21 protein-coding genes are annotated in these 22,254 nt (G+C 67.0%); 3 read left to right on the top strand and 18 right to left on the bottom strand.

All coding sequences use genetic code 11. The annotated features are described in order from the left end of the window. Positions 1-6: 6 nt before the first annotated feature. From Q0P60_RS15550 to Q0P60_RS15535, 4 genes are all read right to left on the bottom strand, one after another. Entirely contained in the window at positions 7-3,177 is a 3,171-nt protein-coding gene (locus tag Q0P60_RS15550; RefSeq protein ID WP_294995393.1) for a multidrug efflux RND transporter permease subunit, read from the bottom strand. A 112-nt stretch (positions 3,178-3,289) separates the two neighbouring features. Next, positions 3,290-4,513, bottom strand: coding sequence for an efflux RND transporter periplasmic adaptor subunit (locus Q0P60_RS15545; RefSeq protein ID WP_053449411.1), 1,224 nt, complete (start codon positions 4,511-4,513; stop codon positions 3,290-3,292). A gap of 88 nt (positions 4,514-4,601) precedes the next feature. Then, positions 4,602-5,372 carry an SDR family oxidoreductase gene (locus Q0P60_RS15540; RefSeq protein ID WP_294995387.1) on the bottom strand — a complete coding sequence of 257 codons (771 nt, stop codon included), beginning with the start codon at positions 5,370-5,372 and terminating at the stop codon, positions 4,602-4,604. Further along, positions 5,369-5,596, bottom strand: coding sequence for a hypothetical protein (locus Q0P60_RS15535; RefSeq protein ID WP_294995384.1), 228 nt, complete (start codon positions 5,594-5,596; stop codon positions 5,369-5,371). The genes Q0P60_RS15540 and Q0P60_RS15535 overlap by 4 nt, the downstream gene beginning before the upstream one ends. A 147-nt stretch (positions 5,597-5,743) precedes the next feature. On the opposite strand from Q0P60_RS15535, the gene Q0P60_RS15530 reads away from it, so the two are divergent. Beyond that, positions 5,744-6,775 (top strand): LysR family transcriptional regulator, encoded by a 1,032-nt coding sequence (locus tag Q0P60_RS15530; RefSeq protein ID WP_053463371.1) that lies wholly within the window; start codon positions 5,744-5,746, stop codon positions 6,773-6,775. A gap of 112 nt (positions 6,776-6,887) precedes the next feature. On the opposite strand, the gene Q0P60_RS15525 is transcribed toward Q0P60_RS15530, so the two are convergent. The 6 genes from Q0P60_RS15525 to Q0P60_RS15500 all read right to left on the bottom strand — a co-directional run bounded on the left by Q0P60_RS15525 (position 6,888) and on the right by Q0P60_RS15500 (position 14,915). After that, positions 6,888-7,583: an OmpA family lipoprotein gene (locus tag Q0P60_RS15525; protein WP_008267948.1), complete on the bottom strand. Its 696-nt coding sequence runs from the start codon at positions 7,581-7,583 to the stop codon at positions 6,888-6,890. Between the two features lie 140 nt (positions 7,584-7,723). After that, a complete protein-coding gene (locus Q0P60_RS15520; protein WP_294995515.1) occupies positions 7,724-9,139 on the bottom strand; it encodes a deoxyribodipyrimidine photo-lyase in 1,416 nt (471 codons plus the stop codon). An 89-nt stretch (positions 9,140-9,228) separates the two neighbouring features. Next, positions 9,229-9,843, bottom strand: coding sequence for an inorganic diphosphatase (locus Q0P60_RS15515; RefSeq protein ID WP_294995375.1), 615 nt, complete (start codon positions 9,841-9,843; stop codon positions 9,229-9,231). Between the two features lie 10 nt (positions 9,844-9,853). Beyond that, positions 9,854-11,206, bottom strand: coding sequence for a metallophosphoesterase family protein (locus tag Q0P60_RS15510; protein WP_294995512.1), 1,353 nt, complete (start codon positions 11,204-11,206; stop codon positions 9,854-9,856). A gap of 11 nt (positions 11,207-11,217) precedes the next feature. After that, a complete protein-coding gene (locus Q0P60_RS15505; RefSeq protein ID WP_294995372.1) occupies positions 11,218-12,333 on the bottom strand; it encodes a phytase in 1,116 nt (371 codons plus the stop codon). After that, on the bottom strand, positions 12,333-14,915 hold the full coding sequence (locus Q0P60_RS15500) for a TonB-dependent receptor (protein ID WP_294995370.1): 2,583 nt from the start codon (positions 14,913-14,915) through the stop codon (positions 12,333-12,335). The genes Q0P60_RS15505 and Q0P60_RS15500 overlap by 1 nt, the downstream gene beginning before the upstream one ends. Positions 14,916-15,083: 168 nt before the next feature. Between Q0P60_RS15500 and upp the strand changes: the two genes are divergently transcribed. Continuing rightward, on the top strand, positions 15,084-15,716 hold the full coding sequence (gene upp, locus Q0P60_RS15495) for a uracil phosphoribosyltransferase (protein ID WP_005409099.1): 633 nt from the start codon (positions 15,084-15,086) through the stop codon (positions 15,714-15,716). Positions 15,717-15,769: 53 nt separating this feature from the next. Here upp and Q0P60_RS15490 read toward each other — a convergent pair whose 3' ends face one another. Both Q0P60_RS15490 and Q0P60_RS15485 read right to left on the bottom strand, forming a co-directional pair. After that, the gene (locus tag Q0P60_RS15490) at positions 15,770-16,249 is read right to left on the bottom strand and encodes an SRPBCC family protein (RefSeq protein WP_294995367.1); all 480 of its coding nucleotides are present in this window, start codon (positions 16,247-16,249) and stop codon (positions 15,770-15,772) included. Next, a complete protein-coding gene (locus Q0P60_RS15485) occupies positions 16,221-16,589 on the bottom strand; it encodes a metalloregulator ArsR/SmtB family transcription factor (protein ID WP_294995363.1) in 369 nt (122 codons plus the stop codon). Before Q0P60_RS15485 ends, Q0P60_RS15490 begins: the two co-directional genes overlap by 29 nt. A gap of 125 nt (positions 16,590-16,714) precedes the next feature. Between Q0P60_RS15485 and Q0P60_RS15480 the strand changes: the two genes are divergently transcribed. Further along, the gene (locus Q0P60_RS15480) at positions 16,715-17,008 is read left to right on the top strand and encodes a PsiF family protein (protein ID WP_294995361.1); all 294 of its coding nucleotides are present in this window, start codon (positions 16,715-16,717) and stop codon (positions 17,006-17,008) included. A 45-nt stretch (positions 17,009-17,053) separates the two neighbouring features. Here Q0P60_RS15480 and Q0P60_RS15475 read toward each other — a convergent pair whose 3' ends face one another. The 6 genes from Q0P60_RS15475 to rsmD all read right to left on the bottom strand — a co-directional run bounded on the left by Q0P60_RS15475 (position 17,054) and on the right by rsmD (position 21,871). Beyond that, positions 17,054-17,941: an MBL fold metallo-hydrolase gene (locus Q0P60_RS15475; RefSeq protein WP_294995358.1), complete on the bottom strand. Its 888-nt coding sequence runs from the start codon at positions 17,939-17,941 to the stop codon at positions 17,054-17,056. A 122-nt stretch (positions 17,942-18,063) separates the two neighbouring features. Next, on the bottom strand, positions 18,064-19,794 hold the full coding sequence (gene ggt / locus Q0P60_RS15470) for a gamma-glutamyltransferase (protein ID WP_294995356.1): 1,731 nt from the start codon (positions 19,792-19,794) through the stop codon (positions 18,064-18,066). Beyond that, on the bottom strand, positions 19,791-20,072 hold the full coding sequence (locus tag Q0P60_RS15465; protein ID WP_294995354.1) for a YfhL family 4Fe-4S dicluster ferredoxin: 282 nt from the start codon (positions 20,070-20,072) through the stop codon (positions 19,791-19,793). Before Q0P60_RS15465 ends, ggt begins: the two co-directional genes overlap by 4 nt. Before the next feature lie 132 nt (positions 20,073-20,204). Further along, positions 20,205-20,696, bottom strand: coding sequence for a hypothetical protein (locus Q0P60_RS15460; RefSeq protein ID WP_294995351.1), 492 nt, complete (start codon positions 20,694-20,696; stop codon positions 20,205-20,207). A gap of 60 nt (positions 20,697-20,756) precedes the next feature. Further along, on the bottom strand, positions 20,757-21,266 hold the full coding sequence (coaD, locus tag Q0P60_RS15455; RefSeq protein ID WP_005409091.1) for a pantetheine-phosphate adenylyltransferase: 510 nt from the start codon (positions 21,264-21,266) through the stop codon (positions 20,757-20,759). A 26-nt stretch (positions 21,267-21,292) separates the two neighbouring features. After that, positions 21,293-21,871, bottom strand: a complete 579-nt coding sequence (rsmD, locus tag Q0P60_RS15450) for a 16S rRNA (guanine(966)-N(2))-methyltransferase RsmD (RefSeq protein ID WP_294995347.1) — start codon at positions 21,869-21,871, stop codon at positions 21,293-21,295. Positions 21,872-22,254 lie beyond the last annotated feature (383 nt).

Here is a 22,254-nt window from a genome sequence, read left to right as displayed (position 1 = left end):
TCCATGTCAGTGGTGGAGGGTCGGCTCGCCGTGCTGCACCAGCTGGCCACCGCCCTTGCGGGTGACGAACTTGCGCAGGGCCACGTAGAACACCGGGGTGAGGAACAGGCCGAACAGGGTCACGCCCAGCATGCCAGCGAACACCGTGATACCGGTCACCGAGCGCACTTCGGCACCCGCACCGTGCGACAGCACCAGCGGGATGGTGCCGGCGATGAACGCGATGGAGGTCATCACGATCGGACGCAGACGCAGTCGGCAGGCTTCCAGGGCAGCTTCAACGATGCCCTTGCCACCCATTTCAAGTTCGCGGGCGAATTCGACGATCAGGATCGCGTTCTTGCACGCCAGGCCCATCAGCACCACCAGGCCGACCTGCACGAACACGTTGTTGTCACCGCCGGTCAGCCATACGCCGAACAGCGCGGACAGCAGGGTCATCGGCACGATCAGGATCACCGCCAGCGGCAGCGACCAGCTCTCGTACAGCGCGGCCAGCACCAGGAAGGCCAGCATGATCGCCACCGGGAACACGATGAAGGCGGCCTTGCCCTGCGTCGCCTGCTGGTAGCTCAGGTCGGTCCATTCGGTGGTCATGCCCACCGGCAGCACCTTGCCGGCGATCTCGGTCAGCTTGTTCATCGCCTCGGCCGAGGACAGCAGGCGCGGGTCGGCTTCGCCGGCCAGGTCGGCCGCCGGGTAGCCATTGAAGCGCAGCACCGGGTCCGGGCCGAAGGTCTGCTTGATCGTGACCATCGAGCCGATCGGCACCATCTCGCCACGGTCATTGCGGGTACGCAGCTTGCCGATGTCTTCGACCGTCTCGCGGAACGGACCATCCGCCTGTGCGATCACCTGCCAGGTACGGCCGAACTGGTTGAAGTCGTTGACATAGGCCGAACCAAGGTAGGTCTGCAGGGTGTCGAACAGCTCGGTGAGCTGCACGCCCTGTGCCTTGGCCTTGACGCGGTCCACCTCGGCGTCGAGCTGCGGCACGTTGGCCTGGTAGCTGCTGATCGGGAACGCCATGCCCGGGGTCTGCGCAACGGTTCCCTGCATTGCCTGCACGGCATTCTGCAGCGCGCCGTAGCCCAGGTTGCCGCGGTCCTCGATGAACATCTGGTAGCCATTGCCGTTGCCCAGGCCCAGGATCGGCGGCGGCATCATCGAGAACGCGAAGCCTTCCTGCAGGCCGGCGATCTTCTGGTTGATCTCGGCGTTGATCTGCGCAGCGGTACGGCCATGACGCTCGGCGAACGGCTTGAGCGGAATGAACGCCACACCGGTGTTCGGGGTGTTGGTGAACTGCAGTGCGTTCAGGCCCGGGAACGAGATGGTGTGGGCCACGCCATCGGTTTCCTGGGCGATCTTGGCGACCTTGCGCAGCATTTCATCGGTACGCGCGATCGACGAACCTTCCGGCAGCTTCACGCCCGCGATCAGGTACAGCTTGTCCTGGGTCGGGATGAAGCCCGGCGGCACCAGCTTGAAGATCACGCCGGTACCGACCAGCAGTACTGCGTAGACCACGAACACCGCACCGCGGCGACCGAGAATGCGGGCGACGCCGCGCTCGTACTTCTCCGAGCTGGACTTGAAGAAGCGGTTGAACGGACGGAACACCCAGCCGAACAGGCGGTCGATCAGGCGGCTCGGGCCGTCCTTCGGCGCGCCGTGGGCCTTCAGCAGGCGCGCGGCCAGGGCCGGCGACAGGGTCAGCGAGTTGATCGCCGAGATCACCGTGGAGATGGCGATGGTGACCGCGAACTGCTTGTAGAACTGGCCGGTGACGCCGGACAGGAACGCCATCGGCACGAACACGGCGCACAGCACCAGCGCGATCGCCACGATCGGCCCGGACACTTCACGCATCGCCTGGTGGGCCGCCGCGGTGGGCGACAGGCCTTCCTCGATGTTGCGCTCGACGTTCTCCACCACCACGATCGCGTCGTCGACCACGATGCCGATCGCCAGCACCAGGCCGAACAGGCTCAGCGTGTTGATCGAGAAGCCCAGCAGGTACAGCGCAGCGAAGGTACCCACCACCGACACCGGCACCGCGATCAACGGGATGATCGAGGCACGCCAGGTCTGCAGGAACAGGATCACCACCAGCACCACCAGGGCGATCGCTTCCAGCAGCGTGGAGACCACGGCCTTGATCGAGTCGCGCACGAAGATGGTGGTGTCATACACCGCTTCATACTTCACGTCGGCCGGCATGGTCTTCTGCATCTCGTCCATCGTGGCGATGACCGAGTCACGGATTTCCAGTGCATTGGCGCCCGGCGACTGGAAGATGCCGATGCCCACCGCGTTCTTGCCGTCCAGCTGCGAGCGCAGGGTGTAGTCACCGGCACCCAGTTCCAGGCGGGCAACGTCGGCCAGGCGTACGATCTCGCCGTCCACGCCGCTCTTGAGCACGATGTCGCCGAATTCCTTTTCGGACTTCAGCCGGCCCTGGGCGTTGATCAGGGTCAGGAACTGGCTGTTCGGCAGCGGTTCGGCGCCGAGCTGGCCGGCCGAGACCTGCACGTTCTGCTCGCGCATGGCGCGCACCACGTCGCTGGCGGTCAGCCCGCGCGAGGCCACCTTGTCCGGGTCCAGCCAGGCGCGCATGGCGTAGTCGCCGCCACCGAAGATCTGCGCATCGCCCACGCCCGGGATGCGCGCCAGCGCATCCTTGACGTGCAGGCGTGCGTAGTTGCGCAGGTACAGGGTGTCGTACTTGCCATTCGGCGAGGTCAGGTGCACCACCATCAGGAAGGTCGGTGACTGCTTCTGGGTGGTCACGCCCTGCCGCCGCACGTCCTCGGGCAGGCGCGCCTGCGCCTGCGCCACGCGGTTCTGCACCTTCACCGCGGCCGCATCCGGATCGGTGCCCGGGCGGAAGGTCACGGTCATCTGCAGCACGCCATCGGAGCCGGCGACCGACTTCAGGTACATCATGCCTTCGACGCCGTTGATCGCCTCTTCAAGCGGCGTGGCAACGGTCTCGGCGATGACCTTGGGGTTGGCGCCCGGGTATACCGTGCGGACGACCACCGACGGCGGCACCACTTCCGGGTACTCGCTGATCGGCAGGATCGGAATCGTGATCAGGCCTGCGGCGAAGATCACGATCGACAGCACCGCCGCGAAGATCGGCCTGTCGATGAAGAAACGGGAAAAGTCCATGGAGGAATTCCTGGGAAATGCCACCGGCGGGCAACAGCCACCCTGCCCCTCGCCACGATGACGAAGGCAGGGAAGGCTGCCGCTGGCGCCGGCAGCTAAACGGGGACGCGGATCAGTGGTTCAGCGCGGCGGTGGCGTCGCGGCCCGGTGCCGGCGCAGCCTGCGGCTGCATCGCCACGGCCTTGGCCTGCACCGGCATGCCCGGCATGAAGACCTTCTGCACGCCGTCGATGATCACCTTGTCGCCGGCGGCCAGACCGTGCTCGACGATACGCAGGCCTTCGGCGGTGCGGCCGAGCTGGATGTCGCGGCGCTGGGCCTTGCCATCCTTGTCGACCACGTACACGTACTTGCGGTCCTGGTCGGTCAGCACGGCCTTGTCGTCGATCAGCATGGCCTGGAACTGGCCGCTGCCGAGCAGCTGCACGCGGGCGAACAGGCCCGGAGTGAACTGGCGATCGGCATTGTCCAGCAGCGCGCGGACGCGGATGGTGCCGGTGCTGCGGGCCACCTGGTTGTCGAGGAAATCGACCTTGCCCGAGTGCGGGTAACCCTCTTCACCGGACAGGCCGACCTTCACCGGCAGGTCGCTGTCGCGCTCGCTCGGGCGCTCGCCCTTGCGTGCCATCTGCGCGTACCGCAGGAAGGTGCTTTCGTCAGCATCGAAGTAGACGAACACGGTATCCAGCGACACCAGCGTGGTCAGCACGCTGGCGCTATCGCCGGCAGTGACCAGGTTGCCTGCGGTGACCATCGCGCGGCCGGCACGGCCGTCGATCGGTGCACGCACCTTGGTGAACTCCAGGTTGAGGCGGGCAGCATCCAGTGCTGCCTGCGCCGCCTGCACGGCGGCACCGGACTGGTCGGCGGCGGCACGGCGCTGCTCGGCGGTCTCGGTGGAGATCGCCTGCTGCTCGGACAGCCGCTTGGCACGCTCGGACTCGCTGCGGGCCAGGGTAGCCTGGGTGCGGGCACGGGCCAGTTCGGCGGCGGCGCGATCGTACTCGGCCTGGTAGCTGCGCGCGTCGATGGTGAAGAGCACTTCGCCCTTCTTCACTTCCTGGCCTTCGACGTAGTTGACCTTGTCGATGTAGCCGGACACGCGCGGGCGCAGTTCAACGCTCTGCACCGCTTCGACGCGGCCGCTGAACTCGTCCCACTGGCTGACCTGCTTGACCAGCACCGGCGCAGCACTGACCTGCGGCGGCGGCGGCGCACCGGCCTCTTCGGCATGGCCGCCGCTGCAGGCTGCAAGCACGGCCGCGGCGAGGATCGACACGCCGGCCATCGCGATGCGATGTCCGAAACGATGTGGGGTGGTGTTGGGGGAAGTCATGGCATGCATCCGTACGGAGGGGTGGTACAGCTAATTGGGATGGAGCAAAAATCGGCGGCGCATACTGCGACCTCAACCATGGTCGAGGTCAAGCGACGCCTGCGGTATCGCGCCAGAGGGGAGGAATTTCCAGGTGCAGCAGGCCGCGTGGCAGCTCGGCATCACTGCTGTCGCAGCGGACGATGGCGCGGTTGTCGCGGCAGCCATCCAGCAGCGAGACCACGCGACGGCCCACCAGCAGCGAACTGGGCCATTCGATGCAGGCGTTGGCCGCGTTGGCCGGCGTGCACACCGGGCTGCACACTTCCAGCATCTGCGCACGCACGCCGATCGCCTGCGCTTCCTGGTGCACCACCTGCGCGTACATGCGCATCGCCGCCGCAGTGATCGAGCTCTCGCCGTAGCCAGCCCACGGCTTGACCGCCGCCGGGCTGCCGATCATCACGTAGCGGCGCGCGTGCACGTTGTCCTGCAGCAGCGGCAGCAGGTGGCGGACCGCGTGGACGTGCGGCATCAGGTCGGCCTGCAGCGCGCCCAGCAGTTCGTCGCCGTTGCGATCGACCACGCGGCCGCGGCGATAGGGGCCACCCATGGCGGCGATCACCGCGGCGAGCGGGCGTGGCCGCTGCGCGATGCGTTCGGCCAGCGCGCGTGCCGAGCCGTCATCGCTGAGCGAGCCGAGCAGCGTTTCCAGCCCGGGCTCATCGGCGAACTGCTCATGCAGCGCCGCCAGCCGGCCCGGATCGCGGCCGACCACCAGCACCGGGCTGCCGGCTTCCAGCAAGGCGCCGACCACGCCCTGGCCGACGGCACCGGTGCCGCCGAGGACCAGGACCTCGGGCGTCAGTATCCCATTCACGGGACATTTCCTCCCAAATCCGGGATAGTCCCAATTCGACGCAGTCGGTCACCCTTGTGCGGGACCAGGCGGACGGCACCGCCACGCTGCTGACGCATGGGCGCGGTAAACTCCCGGAAATCCTTGTGCACCAAGGAACTCGGGCGGGCTTCAACGGTCATCGCCAGGTCCAGGGTGGTCTGGCCGGCGTTCCGGAGTCGGGCAAGAATGTTGCGCAGGCTCATGGCGGACGGGCTCCAAATAACGAATGGCGCCACGATAGACCTCAAACCTTTACTTGATTAGTCCTGATTAAGGGGAATAATCATCCCGCTCCCGGTCCAATCGTTCTGTCACGATTGTCCCATCCCCGACGTCCAGGATCCCCGACCATGTCCCACGATCTCAACGAGACGCTGATCTTCGTCAAGGTGGTCGAGCAAGGCAGCTTCATTGCCGCTGCCAAATCGCTCGGCCTGCCCAAGACCACGGTCAGCCGCAAGGTGCAGGAACTGGAGACGCGCCTGGGCGCGCGCCTGCTGCACCGGACCACGCGCCGGCTCGGCCTGACCGAGGCCGGTTCGATCTATCACGAACACTGCCAGCGCATCGCACGCGAACTGGAAGAAGCCGAAAGCGCGGTGAGCCAGCTGCAGTCGGGCCCGCGCGGCTGGCTGCGCTTCACCGTGCCGTACTCGATCGGCATCACCTGGATCGCGCCGCTGCTGGGCCAGTTCCATGCGCAGTACCCGGAGATCCGCCTGGACATGCATCTGGGCAACGAGAAGCTGGACCTGATCGCCGGTGAAGCCGATCTCGCCCTGCGCGTTGGTGCCCTGCCCGATTCCAACCTGGTCGCGCGCAAGCTCGGCAGCCTGCGCACGCAGGTGTTCGCCAGCCCGGCGTATATCGAGCGCTATGGCGAACCGCTGCACCCGGAAGAACTGCAGTTCCATCGCATCCTGGCCATGCGCAAGCCGTACCACACGGGCAATTCGCCGCGCTTCACCTGGCAGCTGGGCGAGAACGGCGGTGAGCTGCGCGACTTCCCGGTCACGCCGTTGATGACCGCCAACGACATGTCTGCGCTCAATGGTGCACTGGTCTGTGGCGAAGGGCTGCTGCTGACCGGCGACGTGATGGCCAAGCCGTTCGTCGAGTCGGGCATGGTGCGCCGCGTACTGGCCGGCTGGACCGGCCCGGAAGTGGACTTCAATGCGGTATTCGCCGGGGGCCGCCTGGTCTCGCCGAAGGTGCGTGCGTTCGTCGATTTCCTGGTCGAGAAGCTCAATTTCGACGCCAACTACATGCTGGCCCAGTGCCCCGGCGCAAAGCTGGCGCAGCAGCAGAAGGCACAGGAAGACGCCGCCCTGGAAAGCAGCGGCAAGCGGATCCTGGAGAAGGTTGCCGCCTCGGCGGCATAAGAAGCGCCATCAGCGTGCCGAGCAAGCTCGGCACCCACAAAAATGCCGCCTGCAAGGGCGGCATTTTCGTTCCGGCCGATGGCCGGACCGGCTCAAGCAGTAACGCTATGCGTTACTGCTTGAGCGGAATCACGCGGATTTCGACGCGACGGTTCTTCGCGCGGCCGGCATCGGTGCTGTTGTCGGCAATCGGGTACGACTTGCCGGCGCCCAGCGTTTCGATACGCACGCTCTGCACGCCCTGGCCGATCAGGTACTGCGCGACCGAGTCGGCGCGTTCCTTGGACAGGCGGTTGTTGACCGCGTCGCTGCCGATGCTGTCGGTGTGGCCGACCACTTCGATCATGGTCTGGTTGTAGTCACGCAGGGTGCCGGCCACGCCATTGAGCGAGCCATAGAACTGCGGCTTCAGGGTCGCCTTGCCGAAGTCGAAGGTGATGCCGTCCGGCAGGTTCAGCATGATGTTGTCGCCCTGGCGCTGCACATCGATGCCGGTGTTGGCGGTGCGCTCGCGCAGTGCGCGTTCCTGGCGATCCTGGTACTGGCCGACAGCGGCGCCGCTGAGTGCACCAATACCGGCACCGATCAGGGCGTGCTGGCGGCGCTCGGTGGCGCTGTCGCCGGTCAGCAGGCCGGCGGCCACGCCGATGGCGGTACCGATCAGCGCATTGCGGCCGGTGCGGTTCTGCTGCTCGGTCGGGTTGCCGTACTGGTCACTCTGCACGTAGGAGCCGCCGGTGGCGCAGGCCGACAGGACGGCCGCACTCATCAGGGCCAGTGCGACGTTGCGGGTGGTGTTGCGGATCATGGGGTTCTCCTTGGTTTCCGGTCGGGCCGGCGGCTTGCGGGCGCAAAGAGAATAAACAGCCAAATGCGATGTCGGGATGATGATGCGGAACGCCGACAGGGCCGCGTTCAGCTAACTGACCGGCCCGCTCAGCCAGCGCTTTACCCTGCTCCCGACTGGCGGTAGGCCGCCAGCGCAGCATCCCGCCCCGCCGCCAGATCGACCAATGGCGTGCGCGGATAGCCTGGCGCATGCGCGGCCAGCAACAGCGGATGCTGCCAGGGTGCGAAGCGGGCCTTCACCGGCAGCGCGGCCAGTTCGGGGACCCAGCGGCTGATGTAGCGGGCCTGCGGATCGAACTTCTCGGCCTGGGTCACCGGATTGAACACGCGGAAGTAAGGCGCGGCATCGGCGCCGGTGCCGGCCACCCACTGCCAGCCCATCGTGTTGTTGGCCAGGTCGGCGTCGACCAGGGTGTCCCAGAACCAGCGTGCGCCATGCAGCCAGTGCGCGCGCAGGTGCTTGCACAGGTAACTGGCCACGATCATGCGCACGCGGTTGTGCATGTAGCCGGTCTGCCACAGCTCACGCAGTCCCGCATCGACAATCGGCACGCCGGTGTTGCCGCGCTGCCAGTCCCGCAGCTGCGCCGCGCTGGGCGTGGCCCAGGCAAAGCGGTCGAAGCGCGGGTTGAGGTTGTCGGTGGGCGTCTTCGGGAAGTGGTGCAGCAGGTGGTAGGCGAAATCACGCCAGCCCAGCTGGCGCAGGTAACCATCGATATCGGCATCGGTGCCAGCACTGCGCAGTCCCTCCAGTGCATGGGCGATGCGCCACGGAGCGATCTCGCCAAAATGCAGGTGCGGCGACAGCCGTGAGGTACCGATGCGGTCCGGCAGGTCGCGTTGCTCGCGATAGCCGCGCAGGGCGCCCTCCTCGAACACCGACAGCGCCTCCAGCGCCCCCGCTTCGCCTGGCTGCCAGTGCTCCCAGAAGCCGGCATCCCAGTCCAGCGCGGGGGCAAGCCGCAGCTCGTCCAATGCCAGGCTTTCGAACGCGTGCCCGCCCAGCGATTGCGGTGCCGCCTGCAGCGGAGGCAGGTGCCAATGGCTGAGTACGTTGCGCCAGTACGGCGTGAACACCTTGTACGGCTGCCCCTGCTGGGTCGCGATGTCCCACGGCTCGAACAGCAGGCTGCCGTTGCAGCTCTGCGCATCGATGCCCTGCCCGCGCAGCGTGCGCTTGATGGCCGCGTCGCGCGGCTGCGTCGCCGGTTCGTACTTGCGGTTCCAGTACACCGCCTCGGCGCCGCTCTGTTCGATCAGCGCCTGCAAGGCTTCCAGGCTGTCGCCCGCGCGCAGCACCAGCGAGGAACCGCGCGCGCGCAGCTCGCCGTCCAGCGCAGCGAGCGAGCGCTGCCGCCACGCATCGGAGGCCGCACCGGGAGCCCATTCGCCTTCTTCATGCGGCGCATGGATATAGACCGGCACCACCTGATGGCCCGCCTCCAGCGCGGCCTGCAGGGCCGGATTGTCCTGCAGCCGCAGATCGCGACGGAACCATAGCAACGCTACCGACACTTGCACCGCCTTCGTTGTGGATGGCGCACATGATAGCCAGCAGTGGTGAAGACGATGCGCGTGCCCGATCATCCACGCCTGGCGTGGATCTACTTCCCGAACCGCTGCATCGCTTCGCTGACCAGCGCACGCGCTTCGGCCGCGTTGCCCCAGCCATTGAGCTGTACCGGGTTTCGCCCGCCAGGCAGGTCCTTGTAGACCCGGAAGAACGCCTCGATGCGCTGCCGTTCGATCTCCGGCAGGTCGGCCAGGTCGCGGATGCCGGCATAGGTCGGGTCGATGCTGTCGGTCGGCACACCAATGATCTTCTCGTCGTGCTCGCCCCCATCGATCATCTTCAGGTAGCCGATCGGCCGGAAACGCACGATCACGCCGGGATGCAGCGGCTCGCGGGTCAGCACCAGTGCATCCAGCGGATCGTTGTCGCCCGCCAGCGTGCGCGGTATCGATCCGTAGTTGGCAGGGTACGCGACCGGCATCGACTGGAACCGATCCACATGGACCAGCCCGTCTTCCCCGATCTCGTACTTGGTGAAGCTGCCGGCGGGGATCTCCACCGCCAGGTTGACTTCCTGCGGGGCCTGCTTCGGTTGCGCCACCAGGAACGGATGCAGCACCGCATCGGCGGCGGTCACCGCGCTGGCCAGCAGCAACAGGGCCGCGCCGATGGCGGCAAGGGGAAGGATGCGACGGGAAGCGATCATCGGTGTGTCCTCATTCCCAGCAACGGTCGGCGCGACCTTTGGCGGTCTGCGCGCGCGGGCAGTCGCGCGGTGCGATGCGCCCCTCGGTCAGTTCCAGGCGCTGCTTGCCTCCCTTGGCATCACGGCGCAGCTCGAAGGCATCGTAGAGGCGGCCAGTGACCGTGCGTGCCTCATAGCGCAGGTGGTTCGCATCAATCTGCAGCACCTGGAACAGCTGGGTGTCCTCGGCCACGGGATCCATCGTCCTGCGCGCCTGGTCAGACAGGCGGTACTGCTTCGGCCCGGCCACGGTCACCACGTACTGCGGCGTGGCGGCCTGCCCTTCGCCGCGTCGGCCATAGGTGTGGTCGTGGCCCTGCAGCACCAGGTCGACATTGTGGCGGCGTACCACCGGCAGCAGCACGTCACGCAGCGCGGCGTTCTCCCGGCCCTCACGCGGCGAATAGAACGGCTGGTGCAGCAGCACGATGGTCCACGGCTGCGGGTTGCTGGCCAGCACCGCGTCCAGCCACTGAGCCTGCGCCCTGGCGGTACCGAGGTCGAGCGCCGAGGTGCCATCGAGGACCGCCACGCGCACGCCCTGTGCATCGAACCAGTAACTGGTCTGCTGCGCGGCGGCGGCACCATTGCCCGGCAGCGCAAAGGTCACCGGCCAGTGCCGGCCCAGCACGCGGCGCTCCTGCGGCGTGCCTTCGAACTCCTCGAAGTACTCGTGGTTGCCGATCGCCGGCGCCACCAGCGTTTCCTGCGCCAGCCAGGCCGTCGCCGCGAACCACTCGCCCCACTCGCTGTCGTCCATGTTGTCACCGCCGCTGACCAGGTCACCGGCGAACAGGCTCACGCGTGCCTGCGGCGCGGTCTTCTGCGCGGCACGCACCACACGGCTGACATGGCTCACGTTCTTGTTCTGGGTGTCGCCGAAGTACAGCAGGGTCAGCGGTTGGCCTGCGCCGGCCAGCGTCCGCAGCTGGTTCCAGGCACTCCAGCTGCCATTGCCCTGCACGCGGTAGACGTACTGGGTATCCGGCTGCAGGCCGTCGATGTCGGCACGATGATGGTGCGACAGCCCGTTCTCGGTCTGCAGCGCCCGCGTCGTCGCCCGTACCTGGCGCACGCCCTCGATGGCCGGCGAATCAGCGGCCAGGGCGATCTCCAGCAACGGCGCCTGCACGCTGCCATCGGTACGCCAGGCCACGGCGAAGCCGTGGCTGGGGTCGATGGCGGGCGAGGCGACGATGCGATCCGGCACCGTCGTCGCTGCGTAGTGGTGGCTGCCCGCCGGCACCTGGGTATTCGGCTCGGCCGCGGCGATCGACAGCGCCGGCAGTGCCAGCAGCAGGCCCAACGCCAGCGTGCGCATCATGCATCGCCCGCTCATGCGCCGCACTCCAGCGGCAGTGCCAGCTGCCTGGCGATGCTCTCCCAGTCGAACGCCACCACGCCCTGGTCATCATGCACCGCGTACAACGCGCCATGCGGGAAGCGCGCACTCGGCTGCTGCATCATCCAGATGCCATCGGTGTTGGCCACGGTGTTGCCCTGGAAGGCACCGACCGGCTTCAGCGTATGCCGGTCGAACAGGTGGAACACGCTGCGCTGCTTGCCCTGCTCGGTGGTGATCCACCAGCCGTCGTTGCCACAGGTCCGCAGGGTCACGCCCTCGGCCTGCGCCTTGAACACGTCGCGGCCGAAGGTGGTGCCGGTGAAACGGCCGGCCAGGGTGTAGACCTTGAACTCACTGGCGTAGCTCTCGTCCTCTTCGGCGATCAGCAGGTGGTCGTTGTCCGGGTCGCCCCAGATCGACTCGACCACGCGCAGTGCCCCCGCCTCGGTGGTGTCGCCGATGTTGGCCACCCGCGTTGCCTCGACCCTGGCCCCGTCGCGGGTCACGTGGTACTGGCGCACGCGCTTGTCCAGCTCGGCCAGCGGCGGCAGGATGTCACGCCCCTGCGCATCCTCGCCGTTGTCCCAGGAGTCGGTGACGTAGACGCTGTAGCCATCGGCACGGCGGTCGACCCACAGCCCGTACGGTTTGCGCAGGTCGTCCGCAGCGAAGGTCGCCAGCGGCGTGAAGTCCGGCAGTCCCAGCACCTGTACGCGGTGATTGTCGCGCTCCACGATCCAGAGCAGATCGTCGGTCACCGCGATGCCGTTTGGGCGGTCGAACTGCCCCGGCGCGGTGCCACTGCTGCCGACATCGCGCAGGTGCTGGCCGGTGCTGCCGTCATAGACCACCAGCTTGTCGGTGGCCTTGGCGGTTGCGATCAGCCATACGGCGCCGTCCGGCGCACGCCAGGCGGCCGGCGAGTCGATGTTGTCGGCCGGCGTCATCGGCGAAAGGAAGGCCTCGGCAATGGTCGCCACCGCACGCTCGGCGGGGGGCTTCGCTGCCGCCGGTGCCGCGGCCGGATCGTTGCCGGTGGCCGGCGTGCAGCCGGCTGCCAGGGTGGCCGTCAATGCGGCGGCCAGCAGGATGATGCGGCGCCCCATCACAGGGCCACCTTCAGGCCCAGCGCGTAGGTACGCCCATATTCTTCCATCTGCAGGGTGCGTGAACGCGTGCCCTGGTACAGCTCCAGCGGCTTGTCGAGCAGGTTCTGCGCTTCGAAGTACATGCTCACGCGCGGCGTGAACTTGTAGTCCAGCGAGAAGTCGAGCTGGGTGTTGGGCGCAACGAAGATATCGAATGCGCGGCCGGCACCGAGGGTGTCGAGATACTCGCTGCGGTGCACGGCAGCCACGCGCGTGCTCAGGCCGTACTTTTCGTAGCCGATGTGGGCGCTGTACACGTTCTTCGACGCACGCGGCAGGGTGAAATCCTCACCGGCACGCTTGGCCAGGCCAGGGTCGAAATCGGTGTCCAGCCAGGTGCCGCTGGCGCCGACCAGCAGGCCATCCCAGCCCGCCGGCAGGAACGACAGCTGCTGCTGCCAGTTGAACTCGGCGCCGCGCACCTTGGCCTTGTTGCCATTGATCGAGGTCACCACCGGCAGGTTGTCATAGATGCCGGCCGTACCCGCCTGGCGGACCTGCACGATGTAGCCGTCGATCGACTTGTGGAACACGCCCAGCGAAAGGATGCCGCTGTCGCCGATGTACTTCTCCACCGACAGGTCGATGTTGGTGGACTCGTACGGGTCCAGGTCCGGGTTGCCGAGGCGCACTTCATTGTCGTTGCGGGCCAGGCCGATGCGCGGCGAGGCATCGCCGAAGCCCGGGCGCGCCACCGTCTTGTTGGCGGCGAAGCGGAACACCCAGTCGTTGCTGGCGTCGTAGCGCAGGTGCAGGCCCGGCAGCACGTTGTTGTAGCTCTTGCTGGCGCTCACCCGGGTTGCGCTGTACGAGCGGCCGTCCTTGGCCACGTCCACGCGGTTGCCGGTGGCACTGAAGCGGGTGTTCTCCACGCGCACGCCGCCGATCACGCGCAGCGCGCCGATGTCCCAGGTACCCATCGCATAGCTGGAGAAGACGTCCTCGCTCGCGGTGTAGTCGCCTTCCAGCGAGGTCGCGGCGTTGCCACCGGCATCCTGCGGGCGCGCGCTGAACTCGCCGCTGTGCTGCGACCAGTAGCTGCGCATCGCCGACGAATCCATGCCCTGCCCCATCGGGCCGTGGCGATGTTCCGGCGACGCAGTGGTCCAGTCGCTGAGCTTGATCGCCGGGCCCACCCGCAGCGAAGCCTCATCGACATTCACATCGCGGTCGCGCCAACGGCCGAGCAGGCCGAACTTGTAGCTGCTGTTGTCACCGTCGAAACGGATGTTGACCTGTGCACTGCGCTCTTCGTCATCCACCTTCTTCGGCTTGGCCACCACGCGGTCGAACTTGTAGTTGCCGTTGTCCAGCCACTGGTTGTTGTCGAAGGTGTAGGTCGGCAGCCGGCTGCGCTGGTCCAGGGTGCCGTTGAACGCCTTGCCATTGAGCTTGAAGCGCGACTCGATCTCATCGTCCACGCGCTCCTCGGTACGGGTGTAGCCGATCTTGTAATCCAGCACCGCATCGGTCAGCTTGTTCTCGCCGCCGAGGCTGGCGGCAAAGGTGTTCTCTTCCTTGGTGCGGTAGCGCATGCGCTTGTCGATCGAGTCCTTCGGCATGCCGGCCAGGCGGTACTGGTCGGTGCCCGTTGCGATCATGTCGGCGCTGTTGAAGTTGAAGATCACGCGCTGGCGGGTTTCAGCGTCGTCGAACTGGCTGTACAGCGTGCGCAGGTAGTAGCGGCTGTCTTCGTTCGGGCGCCAGTCGAGGTTGAGGTTGGCGCCAATGCGCTTGCGCTCGATCTCGTACTTGCGGTTCTGCAGGTTCAGCGCCGTGATCTCGCCCGGACGGGTGGTGGTCAGGTCCTTGTTGCCACTGACATCGCCGTACTCGACTTCGCTGTTGTCCGATTCGAACGTACGCTTCTGGTAGTTGACGCCGGCGGCGATGCCGAAGGTGTTGTTGAACACCTCGCTGTAGTTGAACGCCGCCTTCGGGCTGGTCTCGCCGGACAGCTGCTGGTGGCTGCCCTCGATCTTGGCGCGCAGGCTGCGGCCGTCACGATCGAATGCCGAAGCGGTCTCGACCAGGATCGCGCCGCCGATGGCGTCGCCCGGCATGTCCGGGGTCGGCGACTTGACCACGCGCAGGCGCTCGGTCGAGTCGGACGGAATCACGTCCATCGGCGCAGCGCGGCTGGAGTTGTCCGGGGTGCCGATGGCGATGCCATCGACGCTGACGCTGTTGAGGTTGGCATCCAGGCCACGCACGACCACGTAGCGGCCTTCGCCCTGGTCGCGGGTCACGCTGATGCCCGGCAGCCGCTGCAGCGACTCGGCCACGTTCTTGTCCGGGTACTGGCCGAGGGCGTCGGAGGACACCGCGTCTTCGATGGCGTTGCTGCTGCGCTTGAGGTCGACCGCGCGGATCTGCGCTTCGAGCTGGGCACGCACTTCGATGCGGTCCAGGTCGACCGCATCGGCGGCCACGGCGCCGGTGGCGGCGATCGCCTGCTGCCCGGCTGCCTGCAGCGGTGCTGCGGCCCCCATCGCCAGGGTCAGGGTGATGGCAACGGCCAACGGAGTCTTGATATGCACTGGGAATCCCCATTCCTGTTAAGAATGGGTCTGCACGGTATGTCCGCAAGGTTGCATGGCCATGACATGCATCTGCACATTTCGGGTAACGCCGCCGTGGCCCGGTTTGGGGTTCGGCCCGCCGATCCGGCAAAATGGCCGCCTCTCTCCTTTTTCCCCTTCCCGACCATGAAGATCGTCGAAGTGCGCCACCCGCTGGTGCAGCACAAGATCGGCCTGATGCGCAACGCTGCGCTCAGCACCAAGGATTTCCGCGAACTGGCCAACGAGCTGGGCACGCTGCTGGCCTACGAGGCCACCGCCGACCTGGACACCGAGCCGCATACCCTGCCCGGCTGGGCCGGCCCGGTCACCGTGCAGCGCATTGCCGGCGCCAAGATCACCGTGGTGCCGATCCTGCGTGCCGGCCTGGGCATGCTCAGCGGCGTGCTGTCGCTGATCCCGGCCGCCCGCGTCAGCGTGGTCGGCCTGCAGCGTGATGAAGAAACCCTGCAGCCGGTGCCTTACTTCGAGCGCCTGACCGGCCGCCTGGAAGAGCGTGATGCGCTGATCCTGGACCCGATGCTGGCCACCGGCGGCACCCTCATCGCCACCATTGACATGCTCAAGCGCGCTGGCGCCCGCCGCATCAAGGGCATCTTCCTGGTCGCCGCGCCGGAAGGCATCGAAGCGGTCAAGGCGGTGCACCCGGATGTGGAGATCTACACCGCGGCCATCGACGCCCAGCTCAACGACAAGGGCTACATCCTGCCTGGCCTGGGCGATGCCGGTGACCGCATCTTCGGTACCCGCGTCGGCTGATCGCCCTCGGGGTCAGAACCCTTTCCTGCAGAAAGGGATCTGACCCCAGCCGCCTAGAGACCGGCTGCGAAGGCCTCCAGCTGGTTGATGACGGTGTTCCAGCCATCGAAGAAGCCCAGCTGCTCATGCTGGTCTCGAAGGGCCTTGTCCGGGTGCATCACCCGTGCGGTGTAGCGGCAGCCCTGCCCCTCGTCCTCCATCGTGATGATGGCGGTGAAGCCCAGCCACGGTGACTGCGGCCGCCAGCCCGGGCCCAGCATCGAGGTGAACACCAGTCGCTGCTGCGGCACGATCTCCAGGAAACTGCCCGGATTGTCACTGCTGCCGCCGTCGGGGCCCTGCATGACGGTATGGAAGGCCCCGCCCGCGCGCAGCTCAAAGGCGCGCACTTCGGTCGTCCACGGTTTCGGGCACCACCACTGGCGCAGCAGCTCGGGGGCGGTCCAGGCCCGCCACAACGCAGCGCGCGGTGCGTTCAGCACGCGGCTGATGACCAGGTCGGTGTCAGGGATGTTGCCTGCGTCTTCGGCCATGGGCCTGCTCCTGTTGGTGAAGGGTTTCGACGAAATCGACCATGCGGTCGGCGCGTGCTTCCCATGCCGCGCGCTGCCCGGCCAGCCACCGTTCGGCCTGGCCCAGCCGCGCCGGTACCAGTTCACAGGTGCGCACGCGGCCCTGCTTGCGGCTGCGCACCACGCCGCTGCGCTCCAGTACGGCCAGATGCTTCATCAGCGAGGGCAAGGCCATTTCGAAGGGTTCAGCCAGCGTCGATACCGTGCGCGGCCCTTGCCCCAGCGCGGCCACGATCGCGCAGCGGGTGGGGTCGGCCAAGGCCTGGAAGACCGCGTTGATGGACGGATCATACTTACCCATATGGCTAAGTATTTCGCCGATCTGAATGCTGCTGCAAGCGGGCTGGGCCGGGAAGCCGATTCTTCACGTGGCCTTGCTGCCCGCAAGCGAATGCTCCGCGCACCCGCCACCCCTTGGAGCTCCCGATGAAAGCCTCTTTCCTGCTGGTCGCCGCCCTGCTGGTCGGCCTGCCCCTGGCCGCCAACGCCACCACCCCGCAGCAGCAGCGCATGGCCGAGTGCTCGGCCAAGAACAAGGGGCTGAAGGGTGACGCCTACAAGACCGCGCAGAGCTCCTGCCTCAGCGGCCACGCCGCCGACACCAAGGCGGTCAATCCGCAGCAGGAACGCATGCGCAAATGCAATGCCGACGCCGGCGCCAAGAAACTGGCCGGTGATGCGCGCAAGACCTTCATGAGCAGCTGCCTGAAGGCCTCGTAAGGCCTGCCTTCTGCGGTAGCGCCGAGCGTCGGCCCGGCGCTGCCTTCACCCGAGGGCGCGTGCCTTCAGCTCACCCTGCTCGTGCAGGGTCACGAAACGGCCCTTGTCATCGCGCCCCAGCTGCGCCAGCGCGACCTGCGGATCGTGGGTGAAGAACAGGCGCACGTTGCGCGCCAGCTTGTCTTCGAGGAACTGCCGTTTTTCGTCGATCAGCAGTTCGGCGTTGCGGTCGTACCCCATGGTGATCGGCACGTGGACCCAGGAGCGCCCCGGGATCAGGTCGGCGCAGAACACCACGCCACCGTGCGTGCCCTCGCCCGCCTGTGCCTGGCCGACGATCTCGGCCAGCATCAGGCCCGGCGTATGGCCGTCGCTGTAGCTGAAACGCACGCTGCGCCCCAGCGCTTTCGAGTACTCGCCGTCCACCACTTCCAGGCGGCCACTGGCCTGCAGCAGGCCTGGCAGTTCTGGAATGAAGCTGGCCCGATCACGCGGGTGCGGCTGCTGCGCGCGCTGCCAATGCTGCGCACCCACCACATAGGTTGCATTGGGGAACAGCAGCTCGGGCTCACGCCCTTCGCTCCACGCCGCCAGCAATCCACCGGCGTGATCGAAGTGCAGGTGGCTGAGCACCACCACGTCGATGTCCTCGTGCTCGAAGCCGGCTTCGCGCAGTGAATCGATCAGTACGTGCTGGCTCTCCTGCACGCCGTAACGCTCGCGCATGCGCGGTTCGAAGAAGGCGCCGATACCGGTTTCGAACAGCACCGTCTTGCCTTCCAGCGGACTGGCCAGCAGCGCACGGCAGGCCAGTTCGATGCGATTGAGCTCGTCCGGAGCCGCCCATTTTTCCCACAACGCGCGCGGCGCGTTGCCGAACATCGCACCACCATCGAGGCGCTGCGAGTTTCCACGAATAGACCAGAGTTTCATGTGCCGATTATCGGCGCCGGCTCGTTAAATAATCGCTAGAAAGGAAACAGAAAACCCCGCCGTTGGCGGCGGGGTTTCGCTGGGCTTGCGATTTGCGCCGGCCAGCGGCGGGCAGCGCCGGCTCAACGTGCCGGCACGACCTGGGCGCTGCCAACCGGATTGCGCGGGTCACTGCCGCCGAACAGCGTGTTCGTCCTGCGGTCCCATTCCACGGTCTGCAGGTTGCCCCATACGTGGCTGGAGCCCCGGCCACCGACGGCGACCTCGCCCGGCAGGTCGATCTTGTGCCCCATCGCCTGCAGCTGCTTCACGGTGTCAGCGTCGAACGCATCGTCCTCGGCTTCGATCAGGTCCGGCAGCCATTGGTGGTGGTAGCGCGGCAGTGCCGCGACCTGCTGCGCGTCCAGCCCGGCGTCGTAGCCGAGGATGCCCAGCAGCACCATGGTGATGATGCGGCTGCCACCCGGCGTGCCCAGCACCACCACCTTGTCGGCGTTCTCCATGAAGGTCGGGGTCATCGAGCTGAGCATGCGCTTGCCGGCCTTCGGCGCATTGGCCTCGTAGCCCATCACGCCGAACGCATTGGGCGTACCCGGCTTCAACGCGAAGTCATCCATCTCGTTGTTCAGCAGCACGCCGGTGCCCTTCGGAATCAGGCCCGAGCCATACAGCAGGTTGACGGTCTGGGTCGCACCCACGCGATTGCCATCCCGGTCGATGATCGAGAAGTGGGTGGTTTCGTCGTCCTCCAGCGGGGTCGGGTTGCCCGACAGCAGGTCGCTGGGCGTGGCCTTCTCCGGATGGATGGTGGCACGCAGGCCCTGCGCGTAATCCTTGCTGGTCAGCACCTTCTGCGGGATCTGCACGAAGTCCGGATCGCCGAGGAAGAAGGTGCGGTCACGGTAGGCACGGCGCATCGATTCCACCACCAGGTGGGTGCGGTGCGCCGGATCCAGCGTCTTGATGTCCCAGCCTTCCAGGATCTGCAGCATGCTGGCCAGGGCGATGCCACCGGACGACGGCGGCGGCGCGGTGGTGATCTTCCAGCCGTTGTAGTTGAAGACGATCGGCTCGCGCTGCTTCACGCGATAGCCGGCCAGCTCCGCGGCGGTCCACTTGCCGCCGGCCTGCTTGACCCCGGCCAGCAGCAGCGCGCCGGTCTGGCCCTTGTAGAAGCCATCGAAGCCGCCGGCCGCCAGGCGCTCCAGCGTCTGCGCCAGTTCCGGCTGCTTGAACAGGTCGCCGCTGGCGATCGGCCTGCCGTTACGCAGATAGACCTCGCGGGTACCGGGGTAGCGCTCCATCACTTCACGACGCGAGGCATAGCCCTTGGCCATGCGGTCGTACACCGGGAAGCCCTCGCGCGCGATGCGGATCGCCGGCTGCAGCGATGCCGACAACGGCAGCTTGCCGTGCTTTGCGGACAGCTCGACCAGCGCTGCGGGCAGGCCCGGAATGCCGGCCGACCACGCACCATTGACCGAGCGGTCACGGTCCAGGTTGCCCTGCTTGTCGAGGAAGGCCTGCGGGGTGGCAGCGGCCGGAGCGGTCTCGCGTGCGTCCAGCATCACGTCCTTGCCGGTAGCCGCGTCATGCAGCAGGAAGAAGCCGCCACCGCCCAGGCCGGAGCTGATCGGTTCCACCACCGCCAGCGTGGACGACACCGCCACGGCGGCATCGAAGGCATTACCGCCCTGCGCCAGGATATCGATGCCGGCCTGGGTGGCCAGCGCGTGGCCGCTGGCAATGGCCGCCCCATCAGGACGTTGGGCACGGGCCGGGCTGTCGGCCCAGGCGATCGGGCTCAGCAGCAGGCCGAGCAGCAGCAGGGGACGGACGATCAGCGTCTTCATTCGGATGAGGGCTCCGCATAGAGTTCGGGGTGATCGTGCTGCAGCTGGCGCAGCTTGGCCAGCAGCTGGTCTTCCGTTTCCACGATCTCCGGGTCCGGGTCGATGCACTCGACCGGGCAGACGACCACACACTGCGGTTCGTCGAAATGGCCCACGCATTCGGTGCAGCGGGCAGGGTCGATCACGTAGATGGTTTCACCCATCGAAATGGCCTGGTTCGGGCAGGCCGGCTCGCAGACGTCGCAGTTGACGCAGAGCTCGTTGATTTTCAGCGACATGGCGATACTCCTCGCCCGCGCCTTGGGACAAGGACCGGCCCGCGCGGGCGCGCGGGCCGGTCAGGTCATCAGCGGCACCCGTCGCGGGGTGCCGCCCGGGCCATGCCGGAGCATGGCCGCCATGGCTCGGTATTACTTGGCTTCGACGAAAATGTACTCGGCACCGGTCGGCTGCACGGCAGCCTGGACACGGGCGTTGTCAGCCGACTGGCCGATGAAGACGACGCGCACGCCCTTCATCGAATCCGGCGACACGTCCTTGAAGACGGCCTGGATCATGTCAGCCATCTTGCCCGAGGCCGACGAACCGAAGGCCAGCATGTTGCCCGGCTGCACGCCACGGGCCACGGCCTGGGTCGCGCTTTCGGTCTGGCGCTCGTACTTGGACTGGAAGTCCGGGTCCGATTCCGGGGAGAGGTAGTACAGGAACGGGCTGTTGTTGATGTTGCCCATGTTCTGGATCGCCACTTCCTGCAGGTACTTCTTCCAGCCTGCATCGTCATCCTTGGCCGGAGCGACCAGGGCCTGCTTGGCCTCGTCGACCGGAGCGGCCTCTTCCTTCTTGCAGGCGGTGAAGGCCAGGGCCAACGAAGCGATCAGCATCGCGCGCATGGTGGTGTTCATGGGTTTCCTCCCGGAATGGTGCGTGGTGTTGTACGTAATGGGGTGCAGGTACAGCAGGACTTACGACTGTGCCGCCTTCGCTTCGCGGACCTTGCGCAGGGCTTCAAGCACCGCGGCCGGCACGAAGCCGGACACGTCGCCACCCAGGCGTGCGATCTCGCGGACCAGCGAGGACGAAATGAAGCTGTGCTGCTCGGCCGGGGTCAGGAACAGGGTCTCGACCTCCGGGATCAGGTGGCGGTTCATGCTCGCCATCTGGAACTCGTACTCGAAGTCGGACACCGCGCGCAGGCCGCGCAGCAGCACGCCGCCCTGGACCGAGCGGACGAAATGGGCCAGCAGGGTATCGAAGCCGATGACTTCGACATTGCCATGGTGGCCCAGCGCGCCACGCGCCAGCTGCACACGCTGCTCCAGCGGCAGCGCGGGGCCCTTGGACGGGCTCTGCGCCACGCCGACCACGACCTTTTCGAACAGCGGTGCTGCCCGGCTCACCAGGTCGATATGACCATTGGTGATCGGGTCGAACGTGCCGGGGTAGACGGCAATGCGGCGGTTGGCCACGGTCATGGGCGGTTGCAAATGTTCAGACGAGGTCAAAGTGTAGCAGTGGCGCGGCGGTACAGGGCAAAGCGCACCTCGCGGGTGCCGCCCTCGCGGTGCAGCAGCCATTCCGGCGGCAGCACCGGTATGTGGCCGGCCGGAGACTCCAGGTACAGCCAGGCATCGGCGGCCAGGTGCCGCGGCAGCTGGGCCAGCACGTCCTGCCACAGGCCATCGGCGAACGGCGGGTCGATGAAGACCAGGTCGGCCTGCTGTGCCGGCGCCCCCTGCAGCCAGCGCAGCGCATCGGCCTGCACCACCGCGACCTGGCCGGCGGCCTGCAGCTTGGCGACCACGGCGGTCAGGTTGCGCCCCAGCTGCGCATCACGCTCGACCAGGGTGGCGTGCGCGGCGCCGCGCGAGACCGCCTCCAGCCCCAGCGCGCCGCTGCCGGCGAACAGGTCCAGTACCCGGGCACCGCCTACTTTGGGCATCAGCCAGTTGAACAGGGTCTCGCGCACGCGGTCGCTGCTGGGCCGCAGGCCCGGCAGGGTCGGCACCGGCAGGCGGGTGTTGCGCCAGCGGCCACCGATGATGCGGACCTGGCCGTCATTGCCAGCACGGCCGTTCACCAGCGCCCCCGGCGGGGTTCATTCGAGAAATTCAGCATGGGCGGGATTGTAGTTCGGGCGGGCATTGCCCGGCACCCGCAGAAGCCACAGCAACGGCCGAAGCAACGTCAAAAGCGGGTTTCCTGAGGGACGCCGGAACGACTCTTGGGGTCAGATCCGTTTTCCTGCGGAAAAAGGGATCTGACCCCGGTTTCATTTCGATACCTGTCAGAGGCGGGGCGGTGTGGGTTGGCAGGACCGTTGGCGCCATGGATGGCGCCATCGAGCCCCCATGGGTGAGGGCGCTTTGCTTGCGAAGCACTGCTTCGCAAGCGCCCGAACGCACAGCCGCCAGCGGCTGGGCCGGACCCCGGAGGGGGGTTCACGGCGTCCCCGCAAACCCA

This window comes from uncultured Stenotrophomonas sp. (assembly GCF_945952405.1).
GTDB lineage: Bacteria > Pseudomonadota > Gammaproteobacteria > Xanthomonadales > Xanthomonadaceae > Stenotrophomonas.
This window is presented reverse-complemented; position numbering and strand designations above follow the sequence as displayed.

Excerpts from the sequence above, each read along its gene's own strand:
- upp (WP_005409099.1), top strand. The coding sequence starts at position 15,084 with ATGAAGATCGTCGAAGTGCGCCACCCGCTGGTGCAGCACAAGATCGGC.
- Q0P60_RS15525 (WP_008267948.1), bottom strand. The coding sequence starts at position 7,583 with ATGATCCGCAACACCACCCGCAACGTCGCACTGGCCCTGATGAGTGCG.
- Q0P60_RS15515 (WP_294995375.1), bottom strand. The coding sequence starts at position 9,843 with ATGATCGCTTCCCGTCGCATCCTTCCCCTTGCCGCCATCGGCGCGGCC.
- coaD (WP_005409091.1), bottom strand. The coding sequence starts at position 21,266 with ATGACCGTGGCCAACCGCCGCATTGCCGTCTACCCCGGCACGTTCGAC.
- Q0P60_RS15505 (WP_294995372.1), bottom strand. The coding sequence starts at position 12,333 with ATGGGGCGCCGCATCATCCTGCTGGCCGCCGCATTGACGGCCACCCTG.
- ggt (WP_294995356.1), bottom strand. The coding sequence starts at position 19,794 with ATGAAGACGCTGATCGTCCGTCCCCTGCTGCTGCTCGGCCTGCTGCTG.
- Q0P60_RS15530 (WP_053463371.1), top strand. The coding sequence starts at position 5,744 with ATGTCCCACGATCTCAACGAGACGCTGATCTTCGTCAAGGTGGTCGAG.
- Q0P60_RS15550 (WP_294995393.1), bottom strand. The coding sequence starts at position 3,177 with ATGGACTTTTCCCGTTTCTTCATCGACAGGCCGATCTTCGCGGCGGTG.
- Q0P60_RS15480 (WP_294995361.1), top strand. The coding sequence starts at position 16,715 with ATGAAAGCCTCTTTCCTGCTGGTCGCCGCCCTGCTGGTCGGCCTGCCC.
- Q0P60_RS15535 (WP_294995384.1), bottom strand. The coding sequence starts at position 5,596 with ATGAGCCTGCGCAACATTCTTGCCCGACTCCGGAACGCCGGCCAGACC.
- Q0P60_RS15475 (WP_294995358.1), bottom strand. The coding sequence starts at position 17,941 with ATGAAACTCTGGTCTATTCGTGGAAACTCGCAGCGCCTCGATGGTGGT.
- Q0P60_RS15460 (WP_294995351.1), bottom strand. The coding sequence starts at position 20,696 with ATGAACACCACCATGCGCGCGATGCTGATCGCTTCGTTGGCCCTGGCC.
- Q0P60_RS15490 (WP_294995367.1), bottom strand. The coding sequence starts at position 16,249 with ATGGCCGAAGACGCAGGCAACATCCCTGACACCGACCTGGTCATCAGC.
- Q0P60_RS15485 (WP_294995363.1), bottom strand. The coding sequence starts at position 16,589 with ATGGGTAAGTATGATCCGTCCATCAACGCGGTCTTCCAGGCCTTGGCC.
- Q0P60_RS15465 (WP_294995354.1), bottom strand. The coding sequence starts at position 20,072 with ATGTCGCTGAAAATCAACGAGCTCTGCGTCAACTGCGACGTCTGCGAG.
- Q0P60_RS15545 (WP_053449411.1), bottom strand. The coding sequence starts at position 4,513 with ATGACTTCCCCCAACACCACCCCACATCGTTTCGGACATCGCATCGCG.
- Q0P60_RS15510 (WP_294995512.1), bottom strand. The coding sequence starts at position 11,206 with ATGATGCGCACGCTGGCGTTGGGCCTGCTGCTGGCACTGCCGGCGCTG.